The following is a 24,844-nucleotide window of genomic DNA, read 5'->3' on the forward strand; positions in this document are numbered from 1 at the left end:
AAAAATCAAAATCAAACGTTCCTACGGAGCGTAAAAATGATAACAATATATATTTTGCTACCGATGAAATGTTCCTACGGAACAAGAAAAGCCATATATAATAAAAAAAAGAGAAGTTTAGATTTTAAATGAGTTATCATTCCGTAGGAATGTTTCATTGGTAGAAAAATAACGAACGCACGTATTTACGTTCCGTAGGAACGTTTGGTGTTATTAGATTATCAAAAATGAGGATAAATCAAACGTTCCTACGGAACGTAAAAATGATAACAATATAATTTTTTGCTACCGATGAAATGTTCCTACGGAACAAGAAAAACCATATATAATAAAAAAAAAAAAGAGAAGTTTAGATTTTGAAATGAGTTATCATTCCGTAGGAATGTTTCATTGGTAGAAAAACAACGAACGCACGTATATACGTTCCGTAGGAACGTTTGGTGTTATTACATTATCAAAAATGAGGCAAATCAAACGTTCCTACGGAACGTAAAAATGATAACAATATATATTTTTGCTACCGATGAGATGTTCCTACGGAACAAGAAAAGCCATATATAATAAAAAAAGAGCAGTTTAAATTTTGAAACCAGTTATCATTCCGTAGGAATGTTTCATTGGTAGAAAAATAACGAACGCACGTATTTACGTTCCGTAGGAACGTTTGGTGTTATTAGATTATCAAAAATGAGGATAAATCAAACGTTCCTACGGAACGTAAAAATGATAACAATATAATTTTTTGCTACCGATGAAATGTTCCTACGGAACAAGAAAAGCCATATATAATAAAAAAAGAGCAGTTTAAATTTTGAAACCAGTTATCATTCCGTAGGAATGTTTCATTGGTAGAAAAATAACGAACGCACGTATTTACGTTCCGTAGGAACGTTTGGTGTTATTAGATTATCAAAAATGAGGATAAATCAAACGTTCCTACGGAACGTAAAAATGATAACAATATAATTTTTGCTACCGATGAAATGTTCCTACGGAACAGGGAAAAATATTATATAACAAAAAGAGGGCTGTTTCAAATTGAAACAACCCTCTTTTAAATCTTTGTACCTCTGTACCTTTGCTACTTTGAACCTAAAATCTTAGATCCTCAGCAACTCAGAACCTTAGTCCCTTAATTAGCAAAACTCATTAAAAGCATCCTGCAAATTCTCAGCAATTAATTCAGCTGGACGACCTTCGATGTGGTGACGTTCTAACATGTGAACTAATTCTCCGTTTTTGAACAAAGCCATAGATGGCGATGATGGAGGAAAAGGAAACATATGTTGTCTTGCAGCATCAACAGCTTCTTTGTCAACACCAGCAAAAACTGTAATAAGGTGATCTGGTTTTTTAGCTCCTTCTAAACTCATTTTTGCTCCCGGACGTGCATTTCTTGCAGCGCACCCGCAAACAGAGTTTACAACAACTAAAGTGGTACCCTCAGCTTTGATAGCGTTATCTACAGCTTCAGCACTATGTAAATCTTGAAAACCAGCAGCTGTTAATTCAGCTTCCATAGGTTTTACCATTTCTTGTGGATACATATTCTTGTCTTTTAAATTTTACTTTTGAGTTGCAAAGTTACAAAGTTTACTCGCAACTACTTAATTTGAAGTATAAAGTTTTGTTATAGTTCGATATTAATTTTTTAGGCATATTCCGAGCCTTCCACAAGTCAAAGCACCGTTTCTTTTATCTTTTTAGCAGGAAATTGATAATTATACTGTTTTAAGTGACTATTTCCTCTTCTTACCTTATTCGTTGTTGTTAATACAGTTGACTTTTTTTCTTCCGAAATTTCAATGGTAGAAAGATAACTTGTTAAGTACTTTTTGAGCAGTTGTATATTTTCGACTTCTATAGAGTAAATTGTTTTTTTACCGACATTTTTTATATCAACCAGACTTGCTTTTTTTAATTCTAACAAATGCTTAGAAATTGTCGATTGTGCCAGCGGAATTAATTCAACAATCTCACCACAAGTTCTATAGTTTCTTTTCCATAAAAGGGTCATAATCTGAATTCTCGTTGGATGTCCAAGTGCTTTGCAAATTCTTCCTACCTCTTCTGTCTCTATATCAAATTTTAAGCGTTTTGTAATTCCCATTTGCCATTAATTCATTATCGTAAATAACCGATTATATTAGGCAAATCTAAATGTTGCAGATTTTCGTTACCGCCTCAAAAAATTATTAAAATGAAAGAATAAGACATTTTTTTGGCTGTTAAATCAGATTAGTAAAATAAGCTATGTGGTTAAGATTGCACGCAGATTTAAGCAGATAAGTGCAGATTTATTTAAGATTTGAGATAAATACAATGAATCTGCGTGAAACAAAAACTAGCGGAATATCACTCGAAATAACGCTTTAATAAATGGCAGTTTTGGACATTTTAAAATCACTTGAAAATCTTCCAGCAGACTTGTTTCTTCATCTAGAAATTTAAAGATCAAAACAGGATTTCCTTTTTTGAATAAAGAAGAAAAAATGGAACTCCCCAATTCATTATGACGATGCAGAATATCTAAAAGCAACAAATCATAAAACCAAAATTTATTCTTTTTATAAAATGATTTCATAGTCAAAGGAGTATCAGGAGTTTCATTTTGCAAAAATTTCACCAATTCACCTGACTTCTTATCTGAATTTTTAAACGTATAACCTGTACTCGCCTTGGTCCATCCGCCCGCCGTGCCAATATTCAGAACTCGTTTGGTGTTTTTCTTCCAAAACGGATAACAGGTCATCGGGATGCTTCCCTGCTCCTTTTCCAAAATCTCAAATTGATTTATTCCGAGGTTTTTTAAATAGTTCTGAATCTCATTTTCGTATTCTTCTTTCGAAAGAAGATTTTCAGAAAACAAAGTATATTCTACTAAAGCTTCTGTTTTAGAAGTAGGCAAAACGTACATAAATCTTGTGTTGCCTTTCTGTTCAACCGAAAAATCCATAAAAGTTACTTCTTCAGGATTAAAGATTTCTCTTTCTGTTTTTACAAACCAACCCACAAAATGCTGCTGTAAAACCGGATATTTGGTTTGACTTTCGGCGAAAGCCTTTGTATAAATGCTATTAAATAAGTAATTGGTTGTATATCGACTTTCTTCTGTACCAACATAAACATGAGTTTCAAGTTCGTTGATATCGGTTACTTTTTCATTCAAAAAAGTAATATTGGAATGTTTTGAAATGAATTCAAAAACAAAATTATAAAAGTCAATTCCCCGAATTTGATTGTATTGATAAGGCTTCAACGCCAAATCGCGTTTAAAATTTTCATTGGCAAATAAAGCCAAATCCCATTTTTTAGAAATAACAGAATTCCAAACATTTTCGTTTTTATCCCAAAAACACCAAGTTCTGTCGTTTGCTTTTTTTGAATCCTGATCTAAAAGTAAAATAGATTTATCGGTAAATTTTCCAGACATAACCATTTTGTAAACTGTCATCAAAGATGCAAGTCCAGTCCCAGTAAAAATATAATCGAAGTGTTTGATTTGCGAAGAATTCATTCTCAAAAATAAGAAAATTTATTCTTTCAGTTTTTCTAAAAGAAGTTTAAAATCTTTTGGACTTAAATAGTTATTGTACTGTAAAATGATTTCATTTTTTTCATTCAAAACACACAAAACCGGATATACAATTTGATTGTTCATTGTTCCGAGTTGCAAAGCCAATTCATGAACGCCAACATTATTTCCCGAAGGTTTGTATTTAAAAGTGTGATTATTAAAAGTAATATCTCGTTTTTCTTCAGCATTCAAATCAATAAAATAAAAATCTGAGTTTAATTTTTGAATGATTTCTTGATTTTTGAAAGTCGTTGCTTTCATTCTCTGGCAAAACTGGCACCAATCGGTATGAATGAAAACGATAATTTTTCTTTTTTGAATTTGCTGCAAACTATCTACTTCTTCAAAAGTCCTGCTCTTTAGTTGGCAGAATCCTGTTGAAGTTATTCCGATGCAGAAAATTAAGAGAAATAGCTTTTTCATTTGTGTTTTCAGTTTTTGCCACGAATTTCACGAATTAGCACGAATTGAATAGTAAATCTTCATCTAAAAATTAGCGGAAATTCGTGAAATTCGTGGCAAAAGAAAAATCCTTATAATCATTTTAATCTTTGGCCTCATAAATTTACCTCAAATTATATCGCAATCCAATAAACCCACGAATAGTCTGGTTTTGTCCATAAACATAAGTCGTATCAAACGTCAGTCCGTATGGATTATCTGGCGTAACCATTACTTTTCCAGCTGAATCGTATTGTACATTTTTATCAAAAGGATCATTTGTTCTCGAAATCAAAAACGGATTATTCTGTTTTGGAGTAAAGTTCAGTAAATTTTTGATTCCGCCATAAACTTCAAAATTCTTCCAACCTGTATACGTAAACTGAATATTTTGAATGCTGTACCAAGGTGAATTCGGATTTCTTGGATCATATTCGTTCAACAATGGCAGTTTCATCGGACTGTAAACATTCCCAGTATAATCCAACAGTAAATTCCAAGGTTGTATTTTGTATGAAACACTCCAGGTTCCCGTAAATTTTTCCGTTAGAAAAGGTCGTTCTGAAATTCCATCTTGAACATTTTTATTGTCTAAAACCGTTGCTCCAAGAATAAATTTTAAGCCGTTTGTGAAATTTAAGTCAACATTCGTGCTGATTCCCTGACTTATAGCATAGCCATCAATATTGTCATAAATGATTTTATTCGGATCTGTTTCGTAATCTGAAATGATTTTATTGCTGAATCTTGTATAAAATGCCGTCGTTTCAATTCCCATAAAAGTTCCATTTTCGAAATTGATTTTTTGAATATAATTTAGATTGACGTTTACCGATTTCTCTGGTTTTAAATCATTTTGAATTACAACATCTCGCGAACCTGTCAGCGCGGCGTGATCTTCGGTAAATAAGTTCACTACGCGAAATCCAGTTCCGCCGTTTAATCTGAAAATCGTATTTTCATTTGCTTTGAAACGATAAGCCACTCTCGGCGTAAAAATCGAACCGTGAATCGAGTTATAATCGTAGCGCGCGCCAAGCAAAACCTGACTTTTAGGCGAAAATGTAATTTCATCCTGAACAAAAATTCCCGGAAGCCAAGTACTTTCGGCTTCTTTTGTTGCGGTTGTATTATCATCATAATAAGAATATCGATTCGCGATTCCGACAAGGAAATCATTTCGACCGATTTTTTTATCCCAGGTCAATTGCAGAAAACCAATTTTTTGATTGGCTATATAAGAGGTTGTTCCGTAACGGCTGTCTTGATAATGAACGTTACCTGAAAACGAAAGCATTAATTTTTCTTCAAATGGCAATTGATAAGTTCCAATTAATTCGGCTCTTTTGGTGTAAATACTTTCTCCGTAAATTTCATCGCCACCACGGTATTTTTTCTCCCAACGCACATCTCCACCCCAGCGGTCTTCGTACATTCCGCGGGCAGCAATCGTAAAAAGGCGATTATGATTTCGCTGAAAACTCCATTTATTAAAAATCGAAATTCTTTCAGAAAGTGTCACATCGGTAAAATTGTCGTTGTCTTTATCAATAACCTGATCGTAATTAAAGTAATTAATTCCCAAAAGAGTTGTTGATTTTTTCGTCGGATTAAATTTCATTCCCAGATCAAGATTGCTTTCAAAATAAGAAGTTGTAAAATAATCCGCAGAAAATACAGGTGCATTCGTTGGATTTTTAGTGATAATATTGATCAGGCCTCCAACCGCTTCACTTCCATAAAGAGAAGAAGCGGGACCTTTTACGATTTCGATTCTTTCTACCAAAGAATTCGGAATTCCAGATAAACCGTAAACTGTCGAAAGACTGCTTACAATTGGCATTCCGTCAATCAAAACCAAAGTATACGGACCTTCCAAACCATTTATATGAATATCTCCTGTGTTACAAACCCCGCAATTGAGCTGTGGTCGAACGCCATTTATATTTTGAAGCGCATCGTAAATACTCGCCGTTGGATTTTTTTTGAAGAAAGTAGGGGAATAAACCTCAACCGGAACGGCACTTTCTAAACGTTTTACAGCTTTTAAAGTTCCCGAAACAACAACTTCATTTAATTCGTTTTGGTCTTCATTTAATTCGAAATCAAGATTTAAGTTTTGATTTTCAACAATAGAAATCTTTTGAGTTATAGTTTTAAATCCACTCGAGGTTACTGCAATTTTATAAGAACCGCTCGGAACATTTTCTAATTTGTAAAAGCCAAGTGAATCTATCTGCGTTTTAAAATTTGTATGTAGCAACGTCACATTAATTTCCTGAATCGTAGGAACATCTGTAGTTACCTTTCCCGATATATTTTGTGAATAAAGGTTTTTAGTTGAAATTATTAATATTGCCAAAAATAAATATTTCATTGTTATAAAATTAAATTTAGACAAAACTAAAAATTAAATTTGACAAATAATTATTCTAATGAATAAATTTTTAAACTGATTTAATTCAATATGTTAGATTTATTTAAATACATAGAAATATGAATTTAAAGATTGAATAGCGTCCAGCTTTAGCTAGATAGGCGAAAAACTAAAAGTGCTTTCGCCAAACCTAATTCGGCTAAAGTCCTTTTCAATCCAATCTTCTTCCCCTAGCTGAAACTAGCTATTCAAAAAGTCAAGCAAACCCGACAGGTTTTCAAAACCTGTCGGGTTTAGAATTAAAAATCCTCATCAATAAGATCCTTATTAATCACTGCTCCTGCAAAAGATCCTGTAGAAACTGCAATTGCAACAGAGCGCATTTGTGTTGTACAATCGCCGCTCGCATAAATGCCGGAAATATTTGTTTTTTGCATAGCATCGACTTTTAATAATCCCTGTTCGTTTATCTCACAACCTAAATCGTTGGGTAAATGACAATGCTGTTCAAATGGCGGTCTTGCATAAATGGCTTTTACGGCAACTTTTCCCTGATTTTTGAAGATGATATTCTCGATATATCCATTTCTATGTTCGAAGGAATCTATTTCTTGCTCGAAAATCTGAACATTGTGCTGCTGTAATATTTGGGTTTGTTCAAAAGTCAGAGTAGATTTTCCATTGGTACATAATCTTAAATCTTTTGTCCAATTCGAAATCAATTTTGCAAAATCAAATGCTATTTCACCGTTTGCAATTATGGCTGTTTTTTCATTCTTCACTTCGTAGCCATGACAATATGGACAATGCAAAACCGAAATTCCCCAGCACTCTGCAAAACCATTAATCTGTGGAATTAAATCTTTAACACCAGTTGCGAATAAAACTTTTCTGGATGTGAAAATTTCACCTGATTCTGTTGAGATTTCAAAACCAGCTTCATTTTTGATTGCTTTTGTCGCAAGGCCATTATAAAAATGAACTGTTTTATAAAGTTCAACTTGTAATTTGGCTTTCGCCGAAATAACTGCGGGCTTCTCCCCGTCTTGTGTAATAAAATTATGCGAATGCGGCGTTTGTCTGTTACAAGGCAGACCGCTGTCGATTACTAAAACCTGACGCAGTGAACGTCCTAAACTCATTGCAGCAGATAATCCGCTATAGCTTCCGCCTATAATAATCACGTCAAAAGTCTTCTGTTCCATAATTATAATTTTAATGATTTTGTTTTCTGTGTAATTTATAATTAATCAAATGCCCGATAATCATACCGATTCCTCCAAAATAAATGAGATCCAGATGAATTTCTAAAAAGAGTTCAATCAAAATACTAATCCAAATTAAGCTCATAGAAACAATCAAAATTGACGAAACTAAAAGACTTGATTTTTTCGTAATTTTGAGAATTGCAAATAAACCGATCGAAGCAAATACTAAATCGATAAATGGATTATGACTTAAGCCTAATGGCAAAATTGTTAGAAGAGGAAAAATCAAACAATGAACCAGGCAGATAGTCGCACTTGAAATTCCTAAAATATCGTAAAAGGGTGAGGTAGTTTTCTTCATTTCTTGTAATTTTGCTTAATGCAATTTTGTTGCAAATATACAATTTTAATTCAATTGCAACATTGTTGCGTTTAATTTTTAAATTCATTACAAAATGAAAACTACACGTAATACCACAGCAAAATCAGCTGTATTAGAGGTTTTTGAGAAATCAAAAACGGCATTATCGCATGCTGAAATTCAAAAACAATTGAATGATGTGTGTGATCGAGTTACTATTTACAGGATTTTAGACCGCTTGGTAAACGATGATATTGTTCATAAAATTTCGAATCTCGACGGAACTGTAAAATATGCAAAATGCAATCATTCTCACCAGCGTGTACACATTCATAATCATGCTCATTTTAGCTGTGAGAATTGTCATGAAATAACTTGTTTGGAGAATGTGAAGCCGAGTTATATAATGCCGCATAATTATAAAGTCAATGAGATAAACTTCACCTTGTCAGGTTTATGTCCAAAATGTTTAAATTCTAACATTTAAGATTTAGACTAGTCTAAAAATATTGTTTCGCGAATACAATTTTTCTATATATTTGTGAAAACAATACTTTTACAATGACTAAATCTTTAGAAGAAGTAAACGAATCGGTTGCTACACAACATAAAAAAACTGGTTTCAGGAAAATATTAGCTTTTTTGGGCCCAGCCTATTTAGTGAGCGTTGGGTATATGGATCCGGGAAACTGGGCTACAGACATTGCCGGCGGAAGCCAGTTTGGTTATACTTTGGTATGGGTTTTATTAATGAGTAACTTAATGGCTTTGCTTTTGCAAAGTTTAAGTGCGCGTCTGGGCATTGTAACGCAACGCGATTTGGCTCAGGCTTCGAGAGAAACTTATTCCAAATACATCAACTACATTTTATATTTTCTGGCCGAAATTGCTATTGCTGCCTGCGATTTGGCAGAGGTTCTCGGAATGGCAATCGGAATTAATCTTCTTTTTGGAATTCCGTTGCTGGAAGCAGTTTTAATTACCGTTCTAGACACCTTTTTACTACTTTTCCTGATCAATAAAGGAATTCGCAAGATGGAAGCTTTCATTATAGCTTTGGTAGCGATAATTGGATTTTCTTTTATTTTCGAAATGATTTTTGCAGAACCAGAAATGGGTAAAGTATTGCAGGGTCTTATTCCTTCAATTCCAAATTCGGCTGCTTTATATATTGCCATCGGGATAATTGGAGCGACTGTAATGCCGCACAATCTGTATCTACACTCTTCTTTGGTGCAAACCAGAAAATTTGATCGCACTCCAGCGGGAATCAAACAGGCTTTGAAATACAATTTAATAGATTCTACGATCGCTTTAAACCTTGCCTTTTTTGTAAATGCCGCAATCTTGATTCTAGCTGCCGCAACTTTTCATAGAAACGGAATGTTTGAAGTTGCCGAAATTCAAGATGCGCATCAATTTCTTGAACCTTTGCTCGGAACCAAATGGGCGCCAATTTTATTTGCAGTTGCACTTATTGCTGCAGGACAAAGTTCTACAGTAACAGGAACTCTTGCCGGGCAAATTGTAATGGAAGGTTATCTGCATTTCAGAATTCAACCGTGGGTTCGTCGTATTATTACCCGTTTAATTGCTATTATTCCTGCTGTAATCGTGATTCTAATTTATGGCGAAAGTGTGACGGGAAAACTTTTGATTTTAAGTCAGGTTATTCTAAGTCTGCAATTGGGATTTGCAATTATTCCGTTAATCCATTTTGTGAGTGACAAATCGAAAATGAATGGTTTTCATATATCCAAACTTACTCAAGTGGTTTCTTGGATTATTGCGACTATAATTGTCTCTTTAAACGCAAAATTGGTTTATGACGAAATCACGTCGTGGCTTGCAAGTTCAAATCATCCAATAATTCTTTGGCTTACTGTAGTTCCGTTAGCCTTCGCTTTTTCAGCTTTAATATTATATATCATTTTCAAACCTTTTATTGCCAAAGCAAAAAACAAAACAGTAAATCATTCTCCTCATAATCTCAAACTGCATTTTTCTCCAAGAGAAAGTCAAAATATTAAACACATAGCTGTTTCTGTAGATTTTTCTCATGCAGATGAAGCCGCATTAAACAAAGCCTTCGAATTGGGCGGCATTGACACCGAATATACCCTCATTCACATTGTAGAAACAGTTGGCGCATTAATGTACGGCGTTCACGTTCACGATCATGAGACAACAATTGATGAGAAATTATTACTAGAATATCAGGAAATGCTTTCGCAGAAGGGTTTCAAGATCAAAACTGAACTTGGTTTTGGAAAACCAAACAAAGTAATTCCGAAAATTATAAACGAAGGAAATTTCGACATTCTCGTTATGGGAACCCACGGCCACACCGGATTAAAAGATATTCTTTTTGGCACAACGGTAGATAAATTGAGACATAAAATTTCAATACCTTTGTTGATTGTTAAATGAAGTGGCTAAGATGCTAAGGTTCTAAGGTTTTTTACTAAAGCCTCAAAAGAAAACTTAGAATCTCAGCATCTTAGGACCTTTGAACCTTAAAAAGAATGACCTTTTCAGAAGAAAATTACCTTAAATCTATCTATCACCTTACGGCTGCTTTGGAAACTGAAGTGAGCACAAATGCCATTGCGGAAATAATGGAAACCAAAGCTTCGTCGGTTACGGACATGCTTAAAAAACTGGCTGATAAAGATTTAGTCAATTATAAAAAATACCAAGGTGTTTCTTTGACAGAAAACGGGAAACTGGCCGCTAAAATGATTGTGAGAAAACATCGTTTATGGGAAGTGTTTTTAGTTGAAAAACTAAACTTCAGCTGGGATGAGGTTCACGACATTGCGGAACAGTTAGAACACATCAAATCTGAGCAGTTAATTAACCGTTTAGATGACTTTTTGGGAAATCCTACAGAAGATCCACATGGAGATCCAATTCCGGATGCAAACGGCCGAATTATTAAAATTGAGAAACATTTACTTTCTGAATTATCAGAAAATCAAATCGGTGTTTGTGTGGGGGTAAAAGATACTTCTTCTGAGTTCCTGAAATATCTGGACAAACAAGAAATTGCTTTGGGTTCTAAAATTGAATTTCTGTCTAAAGAATCTTTCGATTTATCAGTAAAAATTAATGTTGACGGCAAAGAATTATCTATTTCAAATAAAATTGCATCTAATTTGTTTGTAAAGCTGATTTAATTATTTCCCTTTTTGGGTCAAGATAAAACCAAAGCTATTCAACTTTCAAATATTCTAAATTCGCAAATCTCATTTCCAGATTCCGAACCAGATTGTCAGATCTATCCAGATTTAAAAGATTGATAGTGATGTGTTTTTTATTATTAGAATTTGTAACAACATAAAGCACAGAACGCTTTATAAGAAAACCTTTTACCTCACTAAATGTTAACTGACGGGTAGAAAATATGTCTTTTGAAATAATGGAATCGTTTGTAAATATTATTCTTCTCTTAAAAACGCTGACTAATAAAAGTATCCCAACCATGATACTGCAAAGAATTAGCAACGGTATTAAATAATATAAGTAAGCCGAAGTACAGCAAGAATTGTAAAATCTTAGAATTGGAGAATGTGACGGTAAAGTAATAAATGGAATCAGTAGAAAACTAATGAAAATTAAGATCTGAAATACTGAAAAGAGAACAACAAAAACTCTCAATCTGCCCGAAATTCTATAAACATTCATCTGAATTAATTTAATAAAAATTTCGACAAAAGTAAATCTTTTTCTTACAAAAAACCTTTTCTTTAAAAATTAACATAGCTAGGTTTTTATTTAATATGTCTTATCAGATTCTGACACCCACTTACCGGCAAGATCGACATTTTGCCTCAATAACAAATTCAATTGACCAACATGATGCTGAACATGTCGCATGTTGTATATAATCATTTCGACACGACTATAATTTTTCTTTTTGTTAATGAATCTTTCTTTTGAGGTTTTTTCATTTAATCCATCTATTAAAAAGAAAACTTTTTTACGCGAATATTCCAGATATCCAAGCAGTTCTTCTTTTGAATAAACTCTTTCAGGCAAAATACCTTTGGGATCAAATTCGGATAATGAAAAGGGCTCTGGCGGAAAAAATTTGTCCGGCTCGGCAGAAGAATAATAATCGAGCCAGAATATGGTATGATATGCATTATACCAAAAGTCTTTTTTGTCCCAAAAACTTTCAGGACAAACCATGATTGAACTTTCGAGCATGTCTATTACAGCTCCAAATTGTCTCCATAATATTGCCTTAAGTTCTTCCATATTTAAACTTTAAACTATTCCTTTCTCAATCATTTCTAACATGACCGGAGAAGCATTTTTAAACGTTGGAGGTTGTTCGATTATACTTCCGGCATTCTTTTTATTTACTTTGAAAGTAACATCGTTGTCTGTTGTAAACAAAAGTGCTGTCAAAAATGGATTTTTGATATAAGTTCCCAACATTAGTAAAGCTTCATCTAAAGTATGGATGCTTTCAATTTCTTCGGTTTTATAACGTGAAGTCAATGAAATGGAGAATGTATTGTCTTCATTTAAAACTAAACGGAAATAAATATTCTTAAGTTCGGTATCGCCCATTGTTTTGGCCAAAGTCAATTTTGCGAAAGTTCCGGCTTGGATGCTTTCTTTAACTCGTTCACAAAAAAGGGCAAATATTGGTTCGTAGGACATGATGTTTGTATTATAATTTAACCGCAAAGTTCGCTAAGATTTACGCAAAGAGCACAAAGAAAAAATTTAAACAAAGCTTTGCGAACCTTTGCGTAAATCTTAGCGAACTTTGCGGTAAAAAACTATTTTCCTGTAAATTCAGCTTTACGTTTTTCTAAGAAAGCTGTTGTTCCTTCTTTAAAATCCTGAGTTCCGAAACATTTTCCGAAAGATTTTATTTCAGTATCAAATCCGTTTTTACCGTCTTCAAAGTTGGCATTGATGGCTTTTATCGCTTTACTAATTGCAAACGGAGCATTTTTAATGATTTTATGAGCAATTACATTTGTAAATGATAGTAGTTCTGCCTGAGGCACAACATGATTTACTAAACCGTATTGTTTGGCTTCTTCCGCAGAAATCATAGCAGCAGTCATGATCATTTCCATTGCACGTCCTTTACCCACTAATTGAGGTAAACGCTGTGTTCCTCCATAACCTGGAATTAATCCTAAAGTTACTTCTGGTAATCCCATTTTTGCATTGTCTGAAGCCACTCTAAAATGACAAGCCATTGCCAGTTCTAATCCACCGCCTAAAGCAAAACCGTTAACGGCTGCAATAACTGGTTTTTTCAAATTCTCAATAAAATCAAATAAAGATTCCTGACCTTCAGCTGCCAATTGTGCACCTTCGACAATGGTATAATTAGCAAATTCAGAAATATCGGCTCCGGCTACAAAGGCTTTTTCACCGCTTCCTGTCAAGACAATTACACGAACATCGTCATTTTTACTTAATAATTTAACTGCCTTGCTCAAATCACTAATGGTCGCTTTGTTTAAAGCATTCAGTTTTGTTGGTCTGTTAATTGTGATCGTTGCTATTTTTTCTTCGATAGAAATTAAGATATTTTCGTAGTCCATGACGGTAAATTTAAGAGTTAGTAATGGGCAAAGAAACCCTAAATGTGGTTCCTTTTCCGTAAGTTGACTCAAAGGTAATTGTTCCTTTGTAATTTTCGATAATGTTTTTGATAATTCCGAGTCCAAGTCCCATACCACTGGTTTTGGTCGTAAATTTTGGCTCGAAGATTCGGCCGATATCTTGTTTCTGGATTCCGATTCCGTTGTCTTTTACAGCAATCTCAACATTATTATTTCGCCTTTTTACTGTAACGACAATCGATTTTTGAAACTGACTTTCGGGAATGGCCTGCGTTGCGTTTTTAACCAAATTGGTAATCACACGGATCAACTGCGTACGGTCCATTTTTGAAATGATCTCTTCTTCGTCTTTTTCAAAAACAATATAATCTTCATTAAAAATATCGAGAGCTAATTCGACAACCTCAACAACATTCAACGTTTCGTTTTGCTGCGCCGGCATCGAAGCAAAGTTCGAAAATGCCGAAGCCACCGCCGTCATCGTATCAATCTGCTGAATCAAGGTTTCGGAGTAATCGTTCATCTTTTGCTTTACATCAGGATCATTCGGATCAAATTTTCTTTGAAAACTCTGAACCGTTAAACGCATCGGCGTAAGCGGATTCTTGATTTCGTGCGCGACTTGTTTCGCCATTTCGCGCCAAGCTTCTTCACGTTCACTTTGGGCAAGTTTGATGGCACTCGTTTCGAGTTTATCAACCATTCCATTATACGCTTTAATCAAGAAGTTGACCTCTTTACTATTCGCCTCTAAAACAATTTTCTCGTTTTTTTGATCTAAATTGGTTTCTTCCAATCTATCGGAAATAGTTTTTAGTGATTTTGTGATGTATGTCGAAAGGAAATATGCCAATGCAAAAGCCACAATCAGCATAAAAGAATAAACTTGACTCAGACGAATTAAGAAAGTATTCAATTCGTTATCATAATAACCATCGTCTTCTAAATAAGGAAGATTCAGGATTCCGAGTGGTTTAAATTTTTCGTCTTTTATTAAACTGTAGGATGATCTGTTTTTAACTCCATCAATGGTTTTAATGTCTACAAAACGTTTTTCGATTGAGGAACGAACTAATTTCAGAATATATTCGGGAATTGGCGGTGCGATTTTATCAACAGCAAAAGATTCTTTTGAAGATTTTAAAAGTTTCCCGTCAAGACTGTAAATGTTGATTTCGATTTTGTGAATCTGCGCTAATTCGTGGATTTTATCTTTGAAAATTAAATCGAGATTTTGGGTTTTAAGCGGATAAGTTGTAGTAGACAGAACATAATTGATATGTTCTTTTACAGCATTTTCTTTTCGTTCTAAACGTTCCTGATGATATTCTTTAGCTTCAGTTTTAAACTGAATAATCGAAATCGAAGCCAATAAAAAAGATGCTACAACAATCAATACAATCATCGACAGGAAAATCCTGGTACGAAGGGAAAGCATTGACATTTTGAAGTTCTGCATGTTTTTTAATTATAAATTGTGAATTGTAAATTATGAATTATTCGGTCTGCATTATAATTTACCATTAACAATTCACAATTTACCATTATTTCTTTTCTCTAATTCTTTTATAAAAACGGAATCCCAGCATTATTAAAACCGAGAATAAAATAATTCCGATTACGCCGAAAATCCAGTTGATGGCACTTTTTAAAACTACTAAAAAAACGACGGCAAATAAAATAATCGTTGCGCCTTCATTCCACAAACGCATGAAGTTGTTGGTATATTTTACCTCATCGTTTTGTAATTGTTTAAAAATTTGATGGCATTTTCCATGATATAAATACAAAAGGAAAACGAAGCATAATTTTACGTGCATCCACGGCATTTTCATCCATACATGACCTGCATCTGTAAAAAACAGCATCCAAAAAGCAAAAATACTTGCCAAAACCGCCGACGGCCATGTAATAATGTACCACAAACGGTAGGCCATAATTTTGTATTGCGCCTGTAAAATTTCTTTTTCTGGAGATGGCTTTTCATTTGCTTCAATTTGATAAACAAACAAACGAACGATATAAAACAAACCTGCAAACCAAGTGATTACAAATATAAGATGCAGTGATTTTAAATAGTTATAATATTCCATTTATTCCTTAAATGTAGATTTTTTAAAAAGATCAATCATTTCTTTACCGTAATCTTCATTTTCATATACTATTGAAGCGATAAAGATTTTGTCATTAAAAGTCCTTGAAAAAATAACTGCTGTCGCAAGAGTTTTTCCTTTTTCAGTTATTGAAATCTTAGCTTTTCTAAATTCTAAACCCGAAATGTTCTCAGAAGTTACTTTGTAATCTCCCATTTGACCTTGCGGATAAACTTGACCAATATTTTTCAAAAAAAGAAAATCTTTTAATCTCATCTTTAGATCAGTTGAGCGAACATCTCCTGAATAATTTTCGTAATTTGCTGCAAAATAATTGGCCTTATCTCTTTTAAAAGCAACTACAGAATATTCTTTATTGATTAAAGTTGTATCTCCTTTAATTTCTCCATTTTCTTTTTGATTTACTTTTTCATAATCGTCTGGAATAGTAATCTGCCAGTTGAATGTTTTGTCAGAAAAAGTATTGTTTTCAAAAGTGTCTCTTTTTTTGCATCCAACAAGAATTGATAGAGAGAAAAATAAAATCGAAAAATATTTAAATTTATTCATATGTCTTTAATTCTTATTTAGCCCAATCATTAATCCAATTAGAAACTGTCTGGCACCATTCATCATCATCATTCAAACATGGAATTGCCAAGAATTCTTCTCCACCTTTGGCTTCAAAATCTTCTTTGGCACGCATAGCGATTTCTTCAAGAGTTTCTAAACAGTCTGAAACGAAAGCTGGTGTGACAACCGCCAATTTCTTGATTCCTTTGGCAGGCATATTATCGATTTCAACATCCGTGTAAGGCTCTAACCATTTGTCACCTGCTAAACGCGATTGAAAAGTCAGACTGTATTTATCTTCTGGAAGTCCCAACAATTTTACAACTTGTTTTGTTGTTTCATAACATTGGTGACGGTAGCAAAAATCATGCGCAGCGGAAGGTGTGTTACAACAAGAACCGTCGATTTTACAATGCGATTTGGTTACATCAGTTTTGCGAATATGGCGTTCTGGAATTCCATGGTAAGAAAACAATAAATGATCGTAATCAAAACCAACTAAATGTTTCTGAATTGAATCTGCCAAATTCTTGATGTAATCTGGTTTGTTGTAAAATGCTGGAACATCCGTAAATTTCATGTTTGGAAATTTCTTTTTACGGATTTCTTCTGCTTTTACTAAAATAGTCAAAGTCGAAGCCATTGCATATTGCGGATATAAAGGAAAAAGCATTACTTCATCTACACCTTTATCATGCAATTCCTGAAGTCCTTTTTCGATTGTCATGCTTCCGTAACGCATTGCTAATGCAACCGGAACATTTACCAAAGGCTGTACTTTTTTCTGCATTCTTTCAGAAAGAACTACTAATGGAGAACCTTCCTCCCACCAAATTTTCGCGTAAGCGTGCGCTGATTCCTCAGGTCTTTTTCTCAAAATAATTCCGCGAACCAATAATGCTCGTAATAAATACGGAACATCAATCACGTATTTATCCATTAAAAATTCGTCTAAATATGGTTTTACATCTTTTGGTGTTGGACTTTCTGGAGATCCTAAGTTTACTAATAATACGCCTTTCATTATTGTTTTTTTGCTTTAGGCTTTAAGCTTTAGGCTTTAAGCATTTTATTTGTTTTTAAAATTTCGTCAAAAGTAGAACTTGCTGCTTTTTAGAAATATGATAATTATTACTTTTTAATTATGTTCTTATTTATAAAATTGATTCTCTTAAATCAATCGTTCCTATGGAACGCAAAAAACATTTAATTTTTTTTTCTACCAATGAGATGTTCCTATCGGAACATTTTCACCAAAGATTCATCTTTTTTATGTTCCGTTGGAACATTTCGTTGGTAACTTTAAATATCTACACAGAATAACGTTCCGTAGGAACGTTTGATTTTATAATATTAGATCTCTGGTTCTTACGTCATGCTTAAACATTCGCATTAATAGACATCAAATATTTTTTTGGAGTTGTGGCAAACTTTTTCTTGAATGCTGCGATAAAGTGACTTCCGGTGCTGTAGCCAATTTTCAACCCCACTTCGTTTACATTATAAGAACCGCTGTCTAAAAGTTTTCGAGCGAAGTCCATTTTGTAATCGAAAAGGAAACCATAAACCGTATCACCGTAAATTTGTTTGAAACCCATTTTGAGTTTCTTCAAATTCAGACCAATTTCATCTGCCAATTCTTGCAATCCTGGCGGTTCGGCCATATTCGCAATGATGATTTCTTTGGCTCTTCGAATTTTCAGAACGTTATCTTCATCAATTAAAAACGGACATTGTTCTGCGTTTGGATCTTCGGTTCTGTTAAAATACAAACTCAACAATTCGTATCCTTTTCCTTTATAATAAAGGTTTTTTATGGATGGATGAAGATTGTAATGAAACAACTGACTCAAAACAATTGCCATCGACGGACTAATATTTCCTTCGTTATAATACTTTTTATCCTTATTATCAGGACTTAAAAAAGTAATATAATCGGCTTCTGCAGAAAACAACGCGTGAAATTTTTTGATGGAAACAATTACAGAAATCACCCAAGAGTTTGGTGCCAATTCTAAATTAAGCGGTAATTCTTTCTGCGGATTATACAAAAGCAGCGATTTTTCTTCTTTCAATTCTAAAGCATAATTGCCTTGGTTGAACAAAAATTTGGCGTTGCCTTTTATCCCGAAGTGAAACTGTATCAGGCCGGTACCTATTTCGTGCTGTGCATAAAAAGGCTCAGAACCATCGTTTTGAAAACGAATCAGCGTAAAGTCGTCTTCAATTTTTATAACTTCTTGAGAACTCATAGCGATATTTTTTTTGGACTAAAATCAAACCTTCGTCAAAATGTTATTTAGAATGACTCTAAACAAATCGTTTCAAACGACTTGATTTTGCTACAAAAGTACTGCTTTTTGCATAAAAACAGATGTTTAGAATCAAAAAAACATGCAGCGATACAAAAAGTACTTTCAGCGTTACTTTTATCAATAGTATAGTAATAATTTTGTTGCACTTTTATGAAAGTGAATTTATGGAAAACAATAACGTACCGAAACACCTTTATTTTTACTCAGTTGGTCTGAGTTATAAAAAAGCTGATGCTGAGGTCAGAGGTCAATTTAGTTTGGACGCAGTGGCGAAAACGCGTTTGCTGGAACAAGCTAAAACTGAAGGAATAGAGAGTTTAATTGTCACTTCAACCTGCAACAGAACCGAAATTTATGGTTTTGCAGAACATCCATTTCAATTAATCAAATTGATCTGCGACAACAGCAATGGTTCTGTTGACGCTTTTCAAAAAGTTGGTTTCGTTTATAAAAATCAAGAAGCAATCAATCATTTATTTCGCGTAGGAACTGGTTTAGACAGTCAGATCTTAGGTGATTTTGAAATTATATCTCAAATCAAAACTTCTTTTATCCATTCAAAATCAATGGGCTTAGCCAATGCTTTTATGGAAAGATTAGTTAACGCGGTTATTCAGGCAAGTAAAAGAATTAAAACTGAAACCGAAATTAGCTCTGGCGCAACTTCTGTTTCTTTTGCATCTGTTCAATACATTCTTAAAAATGTTGAGGATATCAGCAATAAAAACATTTTGCTTTTCGGAACAGGAAAAATCGGGAGAAATACTTGCGAGAATTTAGTAAAACATACTAAAAACGAACATATTACTTTAATCAACCGAACTAAAGACAAAGCAGAGAAATTAGCTGGAAAACTAAATTTGATTGTTAAAGATTATTCTGAATTACATTTAGAACTTCAAAAGGCAGATGTTGTTGTTGTAGCAACTGGTGCTCAAAACCCAACAGTTGACAAAGCGATTTTAAATCTTAAAAAACCTTTATTGATTCTGGATTTGTCGATTCCGAAAAACGTTAACGAAAACGTAGAGGAATTAGAAGGCGTAACTTTAATTCACATGGATTATTTGTCGCAATTGACAGATGAAACATTGGAAAACAGAAAATTACACATTCCTGCTGCGGAAGCAATCATCGAAGAAATCAAAGAAGAATTTGTTGTTTGGATGAAAGGTCGAAAATTTGCGCCGACCATCAATGCTTTAAAAGACAAATTGAATGCGATCAAAGCTTCTGAATTAGATTTCCAAAGTAAAAAAATTGCTGATTTTAATGAAGCACAAGCTGAAATCATAAGCAACAGAATCATTCAAAAAATCACTACTCATTTCGCAAATCATTTAAAAGACGACGATACCATGGTCGATGAGAGCATCGAATGGATCGAGAAAGTCTTCAAAATAAAAGCATCTTAAATAAAATTTTAAACCATATAAGTTATATAAGTTCATTTAAAAACTGTGTTTTACCCAAACTACTTAAATTTACTTATATAACTTATATGGTTCAAGAAACATAACATGGCTGAAAAAACAATCAGAATTGGAACTCGTGACAGCGAATTAGCACTTTGGCAGGCACATACTGTAGAAAAGAAATTAAACGATTTGGGGTATAAAACCTCAATTGTTGCTGTAAAATCTCAAGGCGATATTATTCTGGATAAACCGCTTTATGAACTTGGTATAACAGGAATTTTTACAAAAACGCTGGACATTGCCATGATTAATGGCGATATTGATATTGCGGTGCATTCTATGAAAGATGTTCCAACTGCTTTACCAAAAGGAATTGTTCAAGCGGCTGTTTTAGAAAGAGCAAATGTTTTAGACATTTTGGTTCACAAAGGAAATGCTGATTTTGGAGATAAACCCAGCACGATTGCAACTGGAAGTTTACGACGCCAGGCACAGTGGTTTAACAAATATCCAAACCATACTGTAGTTGATTTACGCGGAAACGTGAATACCCGTATGCAGAAACTTCAGGATAATGATTGGGACGGAGCTGTTTTTGCCGCTGCAGGTTTGGAGCGCATCAACTTAAAACCTGAAAATTACATAAATTTAGATTGGATGATTCCCGCGCCGGCACAAGGAGCAATGCTTGTTGTAGCAATGGAAAACGACAATTATACCCTTGATGCACTTTCGCAGTTAAATCATATCGAAACTGAAATCTGCACTTATATCGAACGTCAGTTTTTAAGAACACTCGAAGGAGGCTGTACTGCTCCAATTGGAGCTTTGGTAACTTACAACGAAGATGAAGATACTCTGCATTTTCAAGGTGTTTTACTTTCTATTGACGGAAAACAAAAATTAGAAATCAATAAAACAGTCGATATTTCAGAATGGAAAAAATTAGGTTTTCATTCGGCACAGGAGATTTTGAATAATGGAGGAACGGAATTAATGCAAAAGATTAAAGAATCCCTGAAAAAATAATGGCGAAATCAATTCAGATATTATCTACTAAAATATTATCTCCTCTTCAAAAAGAAGAGTTGAAAAAAGGCGGCTTTGATCTAATCGAAGCCGATTTCATTAAAACTGAAAATAAACCTTTCGAATTTAAAAACCTCAACGAAAGTCTTATTTTCACAAGTCAGAATGCTGTTCACAGCGTTTTATCTCATCCCGACTCAGAGCAGTTAAAGAAAAAAAATGTGTATTGCGTTGGCCTTAAAACCAAATCGCTTTTAAGCGATAATGGCTTTAATGTGGTGGCTTACACAGGTTACGCATCTGATTTGGCCGAAATTATCACTTTAATTTACAGAAATGAAAGTTATACTTTTTTCAGCGGTAACCTTAGAAGAGATACTTTGCCAAATGCCTTAAAAGACGCTGGCATACAACTCAACGAAATTCAGGTTTACGACACCTCTTTACAGCCACAAAAAATAAAAGCCCCTGTCGATGCGATATTATTTTTCAGTCCATCTGGCGTTGAGAGTTATTTGAAAGAGAATACAATTAAAAAAGAAGTTTGTTTCTGTATTGGAGAAACCACTGCAGAAGCTTTATCAAAAATAACAAAGAATATCATCGTTGCAGATCAACCAACAGTTGAAGATGTAATCGAAGACGTAATTCACGAATATAAATAAATTAAAGCTATAAGCTTTAGGCAGTAAGCCTTAAGCAAAAATAATTTGACAATACGCTTTAAGCTTTATGCTTTAAGCAAAAAGATAGACAAACACCGCTTAAAGCCTAAAGCTTAAAGCCTAAAGCAAGAAAAAAAATGTTAAAAAACGACCTATTTTTAAAAGCATTAAAAGGAGAAACAGTTCAACGTCCGCCAGTATGGATGATGCGCCAGGCAGGAAGATATTTACCTGAATTTAGAGCTTTACGTGATAAATATGATTTTTTCACAAGATGTGAAACTCCAGAACTTGCGGCCGAAATTACAGTACAGCCAATTCGCAGAATTGCTCCAGACGCAGCGATTTTGTTTTCTGATATTTTAGTTGTTCCTCGTGCAATGGGAATTCACGTAGAATTAAAAGACAATTTAGGACCAATTATTCCAAACCCAATCCGTACAATGGAACAAGTAAATCAAGTTATTGTTCCTGATGTAAATGAAACTTTGGGTTACGTTTTTGATGCTGTTAAATTGACTAAAGAAATGCTGAACGACGAAGTGCCTTTAATTGGTTTCGCTGGTTCGCCTTGGACAATTTTCTGTTATGCTGTTGAAGGAAAAGGCTCTAAAAGCTTTGATACTGCAAAAGGTTTTTGTTTTTCAAATCCAGTTGCAGCGCATACATTATTGCAAAAAATTACAGACACAACAATTTTATACTTAAAAGAAAAAGTAAAATCTGGAGTTAATGCTGTCCAGATTTTTGATTCTTGGGGAGGAATGCTTTCTCCTGTTGATTATCAAGAATTTTCATGGAAATATATCAACCAGATCGTTGATGCTTTAGCCGAAATTACACCGGTTATTGTTTTCGGAAAAGGATGCTGGTTTGCGCTTGGCGAAATGGGTAAAAGTAAGGCTTCTGCACTTGGAGTTGACTGGACTTGTTCGGCTAGAAACGCTCGTTATTTGTCAGGTGGTAACATTACTTTACAAGGAAATTTTGATCCGTCAAGATTACTTTCCCCAATTCCAACCATCAAAAAAATGGTTCACGAAATGATCGACGAGTTTGGAAAAGACAAATATATTGTAAATTTAGGTCACGGAATTTTACCAAATATCCCTGTAGATCACGCAAAAGCGTTTATAGACGCGGTTAAGGAATACGGGCAATAATAGTTGATAGTTTATGGTTGATAGTTGTTGGATAAAACACTATCAACCATAAACTAGCAACCAACAACTCAAAAAATGCTAAACAAAGGCCTAAGAGACGAAGAAAGCATTAGAATAGAGAATACTCTAAAGACTTTGCACGCTTTGGTTTTTGTTCCAAAGTTTTGGAATGCTGAAGATACAAGTCTGATCGATGAACAATTAAAAAGTTTTGGATTAAGTCTAGAAAGAACAATTGAAATTCCTGAAGAAGAGTTGATTATTTTGTTACAGCGATGTCATTTAGACTGGAACCAACAAGAACAATTTGCAGATATTCTGGTGAGTTTATCTCAGGAAAAGCAATTTGATTTCTTAAGAAAATCACTTGCCATTTACCAATACATCCAACAAGAAAGCAAGGTTTTTTCTTTTGGGATAAATTCGAAAATTACTTCTCTAAAAGACAAATAAAAATGAGTTTTACAGATTGGAAAATAGACCGAATTGAAAATATTCTTCCCGAAGAATTTTATAAATTAATTGATAAGAATAGAAATCATATCGGACACACTTTCCCTGTCACACTTGCTAATTCTGACTCACCAAAAAATGCCGAAAACTTTATATCGGTTAGTAGAGACAAAGAAAAAAATAGCGAAGGATATTATTTTTACGCAAGAGAAACTGAAACCAATAACCTTATTGGTTATCTGTGTGTAAAAACTATCGATTACCGCATTTCTAAATGTGAATTGGGTTATTTTATCGACGAAGATTTTCAAGGAAAAGGAATTACCTCAAAAATGGTTTCAGATGCACTTGAATTTTGTTTCAATGAATTAAAAATGAATAAAGTCTTCATCTGCACTTCTGAAGTTAATCTGGCAAGTCAAAAAATCGCATTGAAACATAATTTTAAACAAGAAGGAATTTTAAGAGACGAATTTAGAAACGGCGATGGGCAATTGCAAAACACCGTTTATTTTGGACTTCTTAAATCAGAATACACAAAATCATGAAAGACAAATTTTACGCATACATACAACAATTGCAAGATCAAATCTGTACTGGTTTAGAAGCTATTGACGGAACTGCAAAATTCCGTGAAGATCTTTGGAAACGTCCTGAAGGCGGAGGCGGAAGAACACGCGTTATTGAAAACGGTCCCGAAGGCTCGGGAGTTTTTGAAAAAGGCGGTGTGAACATTTCAGCCGTTCACGGAAAACTTCCTGAAACGATGCAGAAAATGTTTGGCGTTGGAGAAGCCGATTTCTTTGCCTGCGGTTTAAGTTTGGTCATTCACCCGAAAAGCCCTATGGTCCCTACCGTGCACGCTAATTGGCGATATTTTGAAATGTATGACGAGTCTGGAAAAGTAATTCAGCAATGGTTTGGCGGCGGACAAGATTTAACGCCTTATTATTTGTTTGAAGAAGATGGAAAACATTTTCATCAAACTTGTAAAACGGCTTGCGACAAACATAATCCGGAATTTTATCCAAAATATAAAAAACAGTGCGATTCGTACTTCTGGAACGCTCACAGAAATGAAGCCCGCGGACTTGGCGGTTTGTTTTTTGATTATTGCAAAGCAAATGAGCAAATGTCGATGGAAGATTGGTACAATTTCGTAACCGAAGTCGGCAATAGTTTCCTTGAAGCTTATGTTCCGATTGTGGAAAGAAGAAAAAATTTAGAATATACTCCAGAAAATAGGACATGGCAGGAAATTCGACGTGGCCGTTATGTGGAGTTTAATCTAGTGCACGATAAAGGAACTTTATTCGGATTAAAAACCAACGGAAGAATTGAAAGTATTTTGATGAGTTTGCCTCCACATGTACAGTGGGTTTATGATCATCATCCAGCAGCAGGAAGCAAGGAAGAAAAATTGCTTAATGTATTGGAAAATCCTATTGATTGGGTTTAATGTTTTAGATAAATTCATACCCCTAATTTTGTTTCGCTCCGCTGGAGCTCTTGAGCAATATCTTGTAATTTTTGCTATAAATATTTCGTCCCTCTGGGACTGGTTTTTGATA

The 24,844-nt window shown here is 34.1% G+C and carries 25 protein-coding genes; 10 read left to right on the forward strand and 15 right to left on the reverse strand.

Annotation, left to right across the window (positions count from 1 at the left end; genetic code table 11):
- Window positions 1–1,136: 1,136 nt before the first annotated feature.
- The 7 genes from EDB96_RS00470 to EDB96_RS00500 form a co-directional block, all read right to left on the reverse strand.
- Window positions 1,137–1,547, reverse strand: coding sequence for a BrxA/BrxB family bacilliredoxin (locus EDB96_RS00470; RefSeq protein ID WP_057115385.1), 411 nt, complete (start codon window positions 1,545–1,547; stop codon window positions 1,137–1,139).
- A 131-nt stretch (window positions 1,548–1,678) separates the two neighbouring features.
- Window positions 1,679–2,110 carry an ArsR/SmtB family transcription factor gene (locus tag EDB96_RS00475; protein WP_134138724.1) on the reverse strand — a complete coding sequence of 144 codons (432 nt, stop codon included), beginning with the start codon at window positions 2,108–2,110 and terminating at the stop codon, window positions 1,679–1,681.
- Window positions 2,111–2,344: 234 nt separating this feature from the next.
- The gene (locus EDB96_RS00480; RefSeq protein WP_134138726.1) at window positions 2,345–3,517 is read right to left on the reverse strand and encodes a lycopene cyclase family protein; all 1,173 of its coding nucleotides are present in this window, start codon (window positions 3,515–3,517) and stop codon (window positions 2,345–2,347) included.
- An 18-nt stretch (window positions 3,518–3,535) separates the two neighbouring features.
- Entirely contained in the window at window positions 3,536–4,000 is a 465-nt protein-coding gene (locus EDB96_RS00485; protein WP_134138727.1) for a thioredoxin family protein, read from the reverse strand.
- A 142-nt stretch (window positions 4,001–4,142) separates the two neighbouring features.
- Complete coding sequence (locus EDB96_RS00490; RefSeq protein ID WP_134138728.1) at window positions 4,143–6,395, reverse strand: TonB-dependent receptor; 2,253 nt, start codon at window positions 6,393–6,395, stop codon at window positions 4,143–4,145.
- A gap of 299 nt (window positions 6,396–6,694) precedes the next feature.
- The gene (locus tag EDB96_RS00495) at window positions 6,695–7,600 is read right to left on the reverse strand and encodes an NAD(P)/FAD-dependent oxidoreductase (protein ID WP_134138729.1); all 906 of its coding nucleotides are present in this window, start codon (window positions 7,598–7,600) and stop codon (window positions 6,695–6,697) included.
- A gap of 10 nt (window positions 7,601–7,610) precedes the next feature.
- Complete coding sequence (locus EDB96_RS00500) at window positions 7,611–7,964, reverse strand: MerC domain-containing protein (protein WP_134138731.1); 354 nt, start codon at window positions 7,962–7,964, stop codon at window positions 7,611–7,613.
- A gap of 94 nt (window positions 7,965–8,058) precedes the next feature.
- Between EDB96_RS00500 and EDB96_RS00505 the strand changes: the two genes are divergently transcribed.
- From EDB96_RS00505 to EDB96_RS00515, 3 genes are all read left to right on the forward strand, one after another.
- A complete protein-coding gene (locus EDB96_RS00505) occupies window positions 8,059–8,451 on the forward strand; it encodes a Fur family transcriptional regulator (RefSeq protein ID WP_134138732.1) in 393 nt (130 codons plus the stop codon).
- Between the two features lie 74 nt (window positions 8,452–8,525).
- On the forward strand, window positions 8,526–10,394 hold the full coding sequence (locus EDB96_RS00510) for an Nramp family divalent metal transporter (protein WP_134138733.1): 1,869 nt from the start codon (window positions 8,526–8,528) through the stop codon (window positions 10,392–10,394).
- A 95-nt stretch (window positions 10,395–10,489) separates the two neighbouring features.
- The gene (locus tag EDB96_RS00515) at window positions 10,490–11,143 is read left to right on the forward strand and encodes a metal-dependent transcriptional regulator (RefSeq protein WP_134138734.1); all 654 of its coding nucleotides are present in this window, start codon (window positions 10,490–10,492) and stop codon (window positions 11,141–11,143) included.
- A 598-nt stretch (window positions 11,144–11,741) separates the two neighbouring features.
- Here the strand turns inward: EDB96_RS00515 and EDB96_RS00520 are convergent.
- From EDB96_RS00520 to EDB96_RS00555, 8 genes are all read right to left on the reverse strand, one after another.
- Window positions 11,742–12,227: a DinB family protein gene (locus tag EDB96_RS00520; protein WP_134138736.1), complete on the reverse strand. Its 486-nt coding sequence runs from the start codon at window positions 12,225–12,227 to the stop codon at window positions 11,742–11,744.
- A gap of 9 nt (window positions 12,228–12,236) precedes the next feature.
- Entirely contained in the window at window positions 12,237–12,638 is a 402-nt protein-coding gene (locus EDB96_RS00525; protein WP_134138737.1) for a hypothetical protein, read from the reverse strand.
- Between the two features lie 122 nt (window positions 12,639–12,760).
- Entirely contained in the window at window positions 12,761–13,543 is a 783-nt protein-coding gene (locus tag EDB96_RS00530) for an enoyl-CoA hydratase/isomerase family protein (RefSeq protein ID WP_057115397.1), read from the reverse strand.
- A gap of 10 nt (window positions 13,544–13,553) precedes the next feature.
- Window positions 13,554–14,969: an ATP-binding protein gene (locus EDB96_RS00535; RefSeq protein ID WP_134139637.1), complete on the reverse strand. Its 1,416-nt coding sequence runs from the start codon at window positions 14,967–14,969 to the stop codon at window positions 13,554–13,556.
- Window positions 14,970–15,108: 139 nt separating this feature from the next.
- Window positions 15,109–15,657, reverse strand: a complete 549-nt coding sequence (locus EDB96_RS00540) for a CopD family protein (RefSeq protein WP_057115399.1) — start codon at window positions 15,655–15,657, stop codon at window positions 15,109–15,111.
- Window positions 15,658–16,227, reverse strand: a complete 570-nt coding sequence (locus EDB96_RS00545) for a hypothetical protein (protein ID WP_134138739.1) — start codon at window positions 16,225–16,227, stop codon at window positions 15,658–15,660.
- A 13-nt stretch (window positions 16,228–16,240) separates the two neighbouring features.
- Window positions 16,241–17,254, reverse strand: coding sequence for a ferrochelatase (gene hemH / locus EDB96_RS00550; RefSeq protein WP_057115401.1), 1,014 nt, complete (start codon window positions 17,252–17,254; stop codon window positions 16,241–16,243).
- A 355-nt stretch (window positions 17,255–17,609) separates the two neighbouring features.
- Entirely contained in the window at window positions 17,610–18,482 is an 873-nt protein-coding gene (locus tag EDB96_RS00555; RefSeq protein ID WP_057115402.1) for a helix-turn-helix domain-containing protein, read from the reverse strand.
- A 227-nt stretch (window positions 18,483–18,709) separates the two neighbouring features.
- Between EDB96_RS00555 and hemA the strand changes: the two genes are divergently transcribed.
- From hemA to hemF, 7 genes are all read left to right on the forward strand, one after another.
- Window positions 18,710–19,960 carry a glutamyl-tRNA reductase gene (hemA, locus tag EDB96_RS00560; RefSeq protein WP_057115974.1) on the forward strand — a complete coding sequence of 417 codons (1,251 nt, stop codon included), beginning with the start codon at window positions 18,710–18,712 and terminating at the stop codon, window positions 19,958–19,960.
- Window positions 19,961–20,065: 105 nt separating this feature from the next.
- Window positions 20,066–20,992 (forward strand): hydroxymethylbilane synthase, encoded by a 927-nt coding sequence (gene hemC / locus EDB96_RS00565; RefSeq protein WP_134138740.1) that lies wholly within the window; start codon window positions 20,066–20,068, stop codon window positions 20,990–20,992.
- Window positions 20,992–21,657, forward strand: coding sequence for a uroporphyrinogen-III synthase (locus EDB96_RS00570; RefSeq protein WP_134138741.1), 666 nt, complete (start codon window positions 20,992–20,994; stop codon window positions 21,655–21,657). The genes hemC and EDB96_RS00570 overlap by 1 nt, the downstream gene beginning before the upstream one ends.
- Before the next feature lie 137 nt (window positions 21,658–21,794).
- Entirely contained in the window at window positions 21,795–22,820 is a 1,026-nt protein-coding gene (gene hemE / locus EDB96_RS00575) for a uroporphyrinogen decarboxylase (protein ID WP_134138742.1), read from the forward strand.
- A 75-nt stretch (window positions 22,821–22,895) separates the two neighbouring features.
- Entirely contained in the window at window positions 22,896–23,273 is a 378-nt protein-coding gene (locus EDB96_RS00580; protein ID WP_057115406.1) for a hypothetical protein, read from the forward strand.
- A gap of 2 nt (window positions 23,274–23,275) precedes the next feature.
- A complete protein-coding gene (locus tag EDB96_RS00585) occupies window positions 23,276–23,821 on the forward strand; it encodes a GNAT family N-acetyltransferase (RefSeq protein WP_134138744.1) in 546 nt (181 codons plus the stop codon).
- Window positions 23,818–24,732, forward strand: coding sequence for an oxygen-dependent coproporphyrinogen oxidase (gene hemF / locus EDB96_RS00590; RefSeq protein WP_134138746.1), 915 nt, complete (start codon window positions 23,818–23,820; stop codon window positions 24,730–24,732). Before EDB96_RS00585 ends, hemF begins: the two co-directional genes overlap by 4 nt.
- Window positions 24,733–24,844: the final 112 nt, after the last annotated feature.

Source organism: Flavobacterium sp. S87F.05.LMB.W.Kidney.N, assembly GCF_004366435.1.
Taxonomy (GTDB): Bacteria; Bacteroidota; Bacteroidia; order Flavobacteriales; family Flavobacteriaceae; genus Flavobacterium.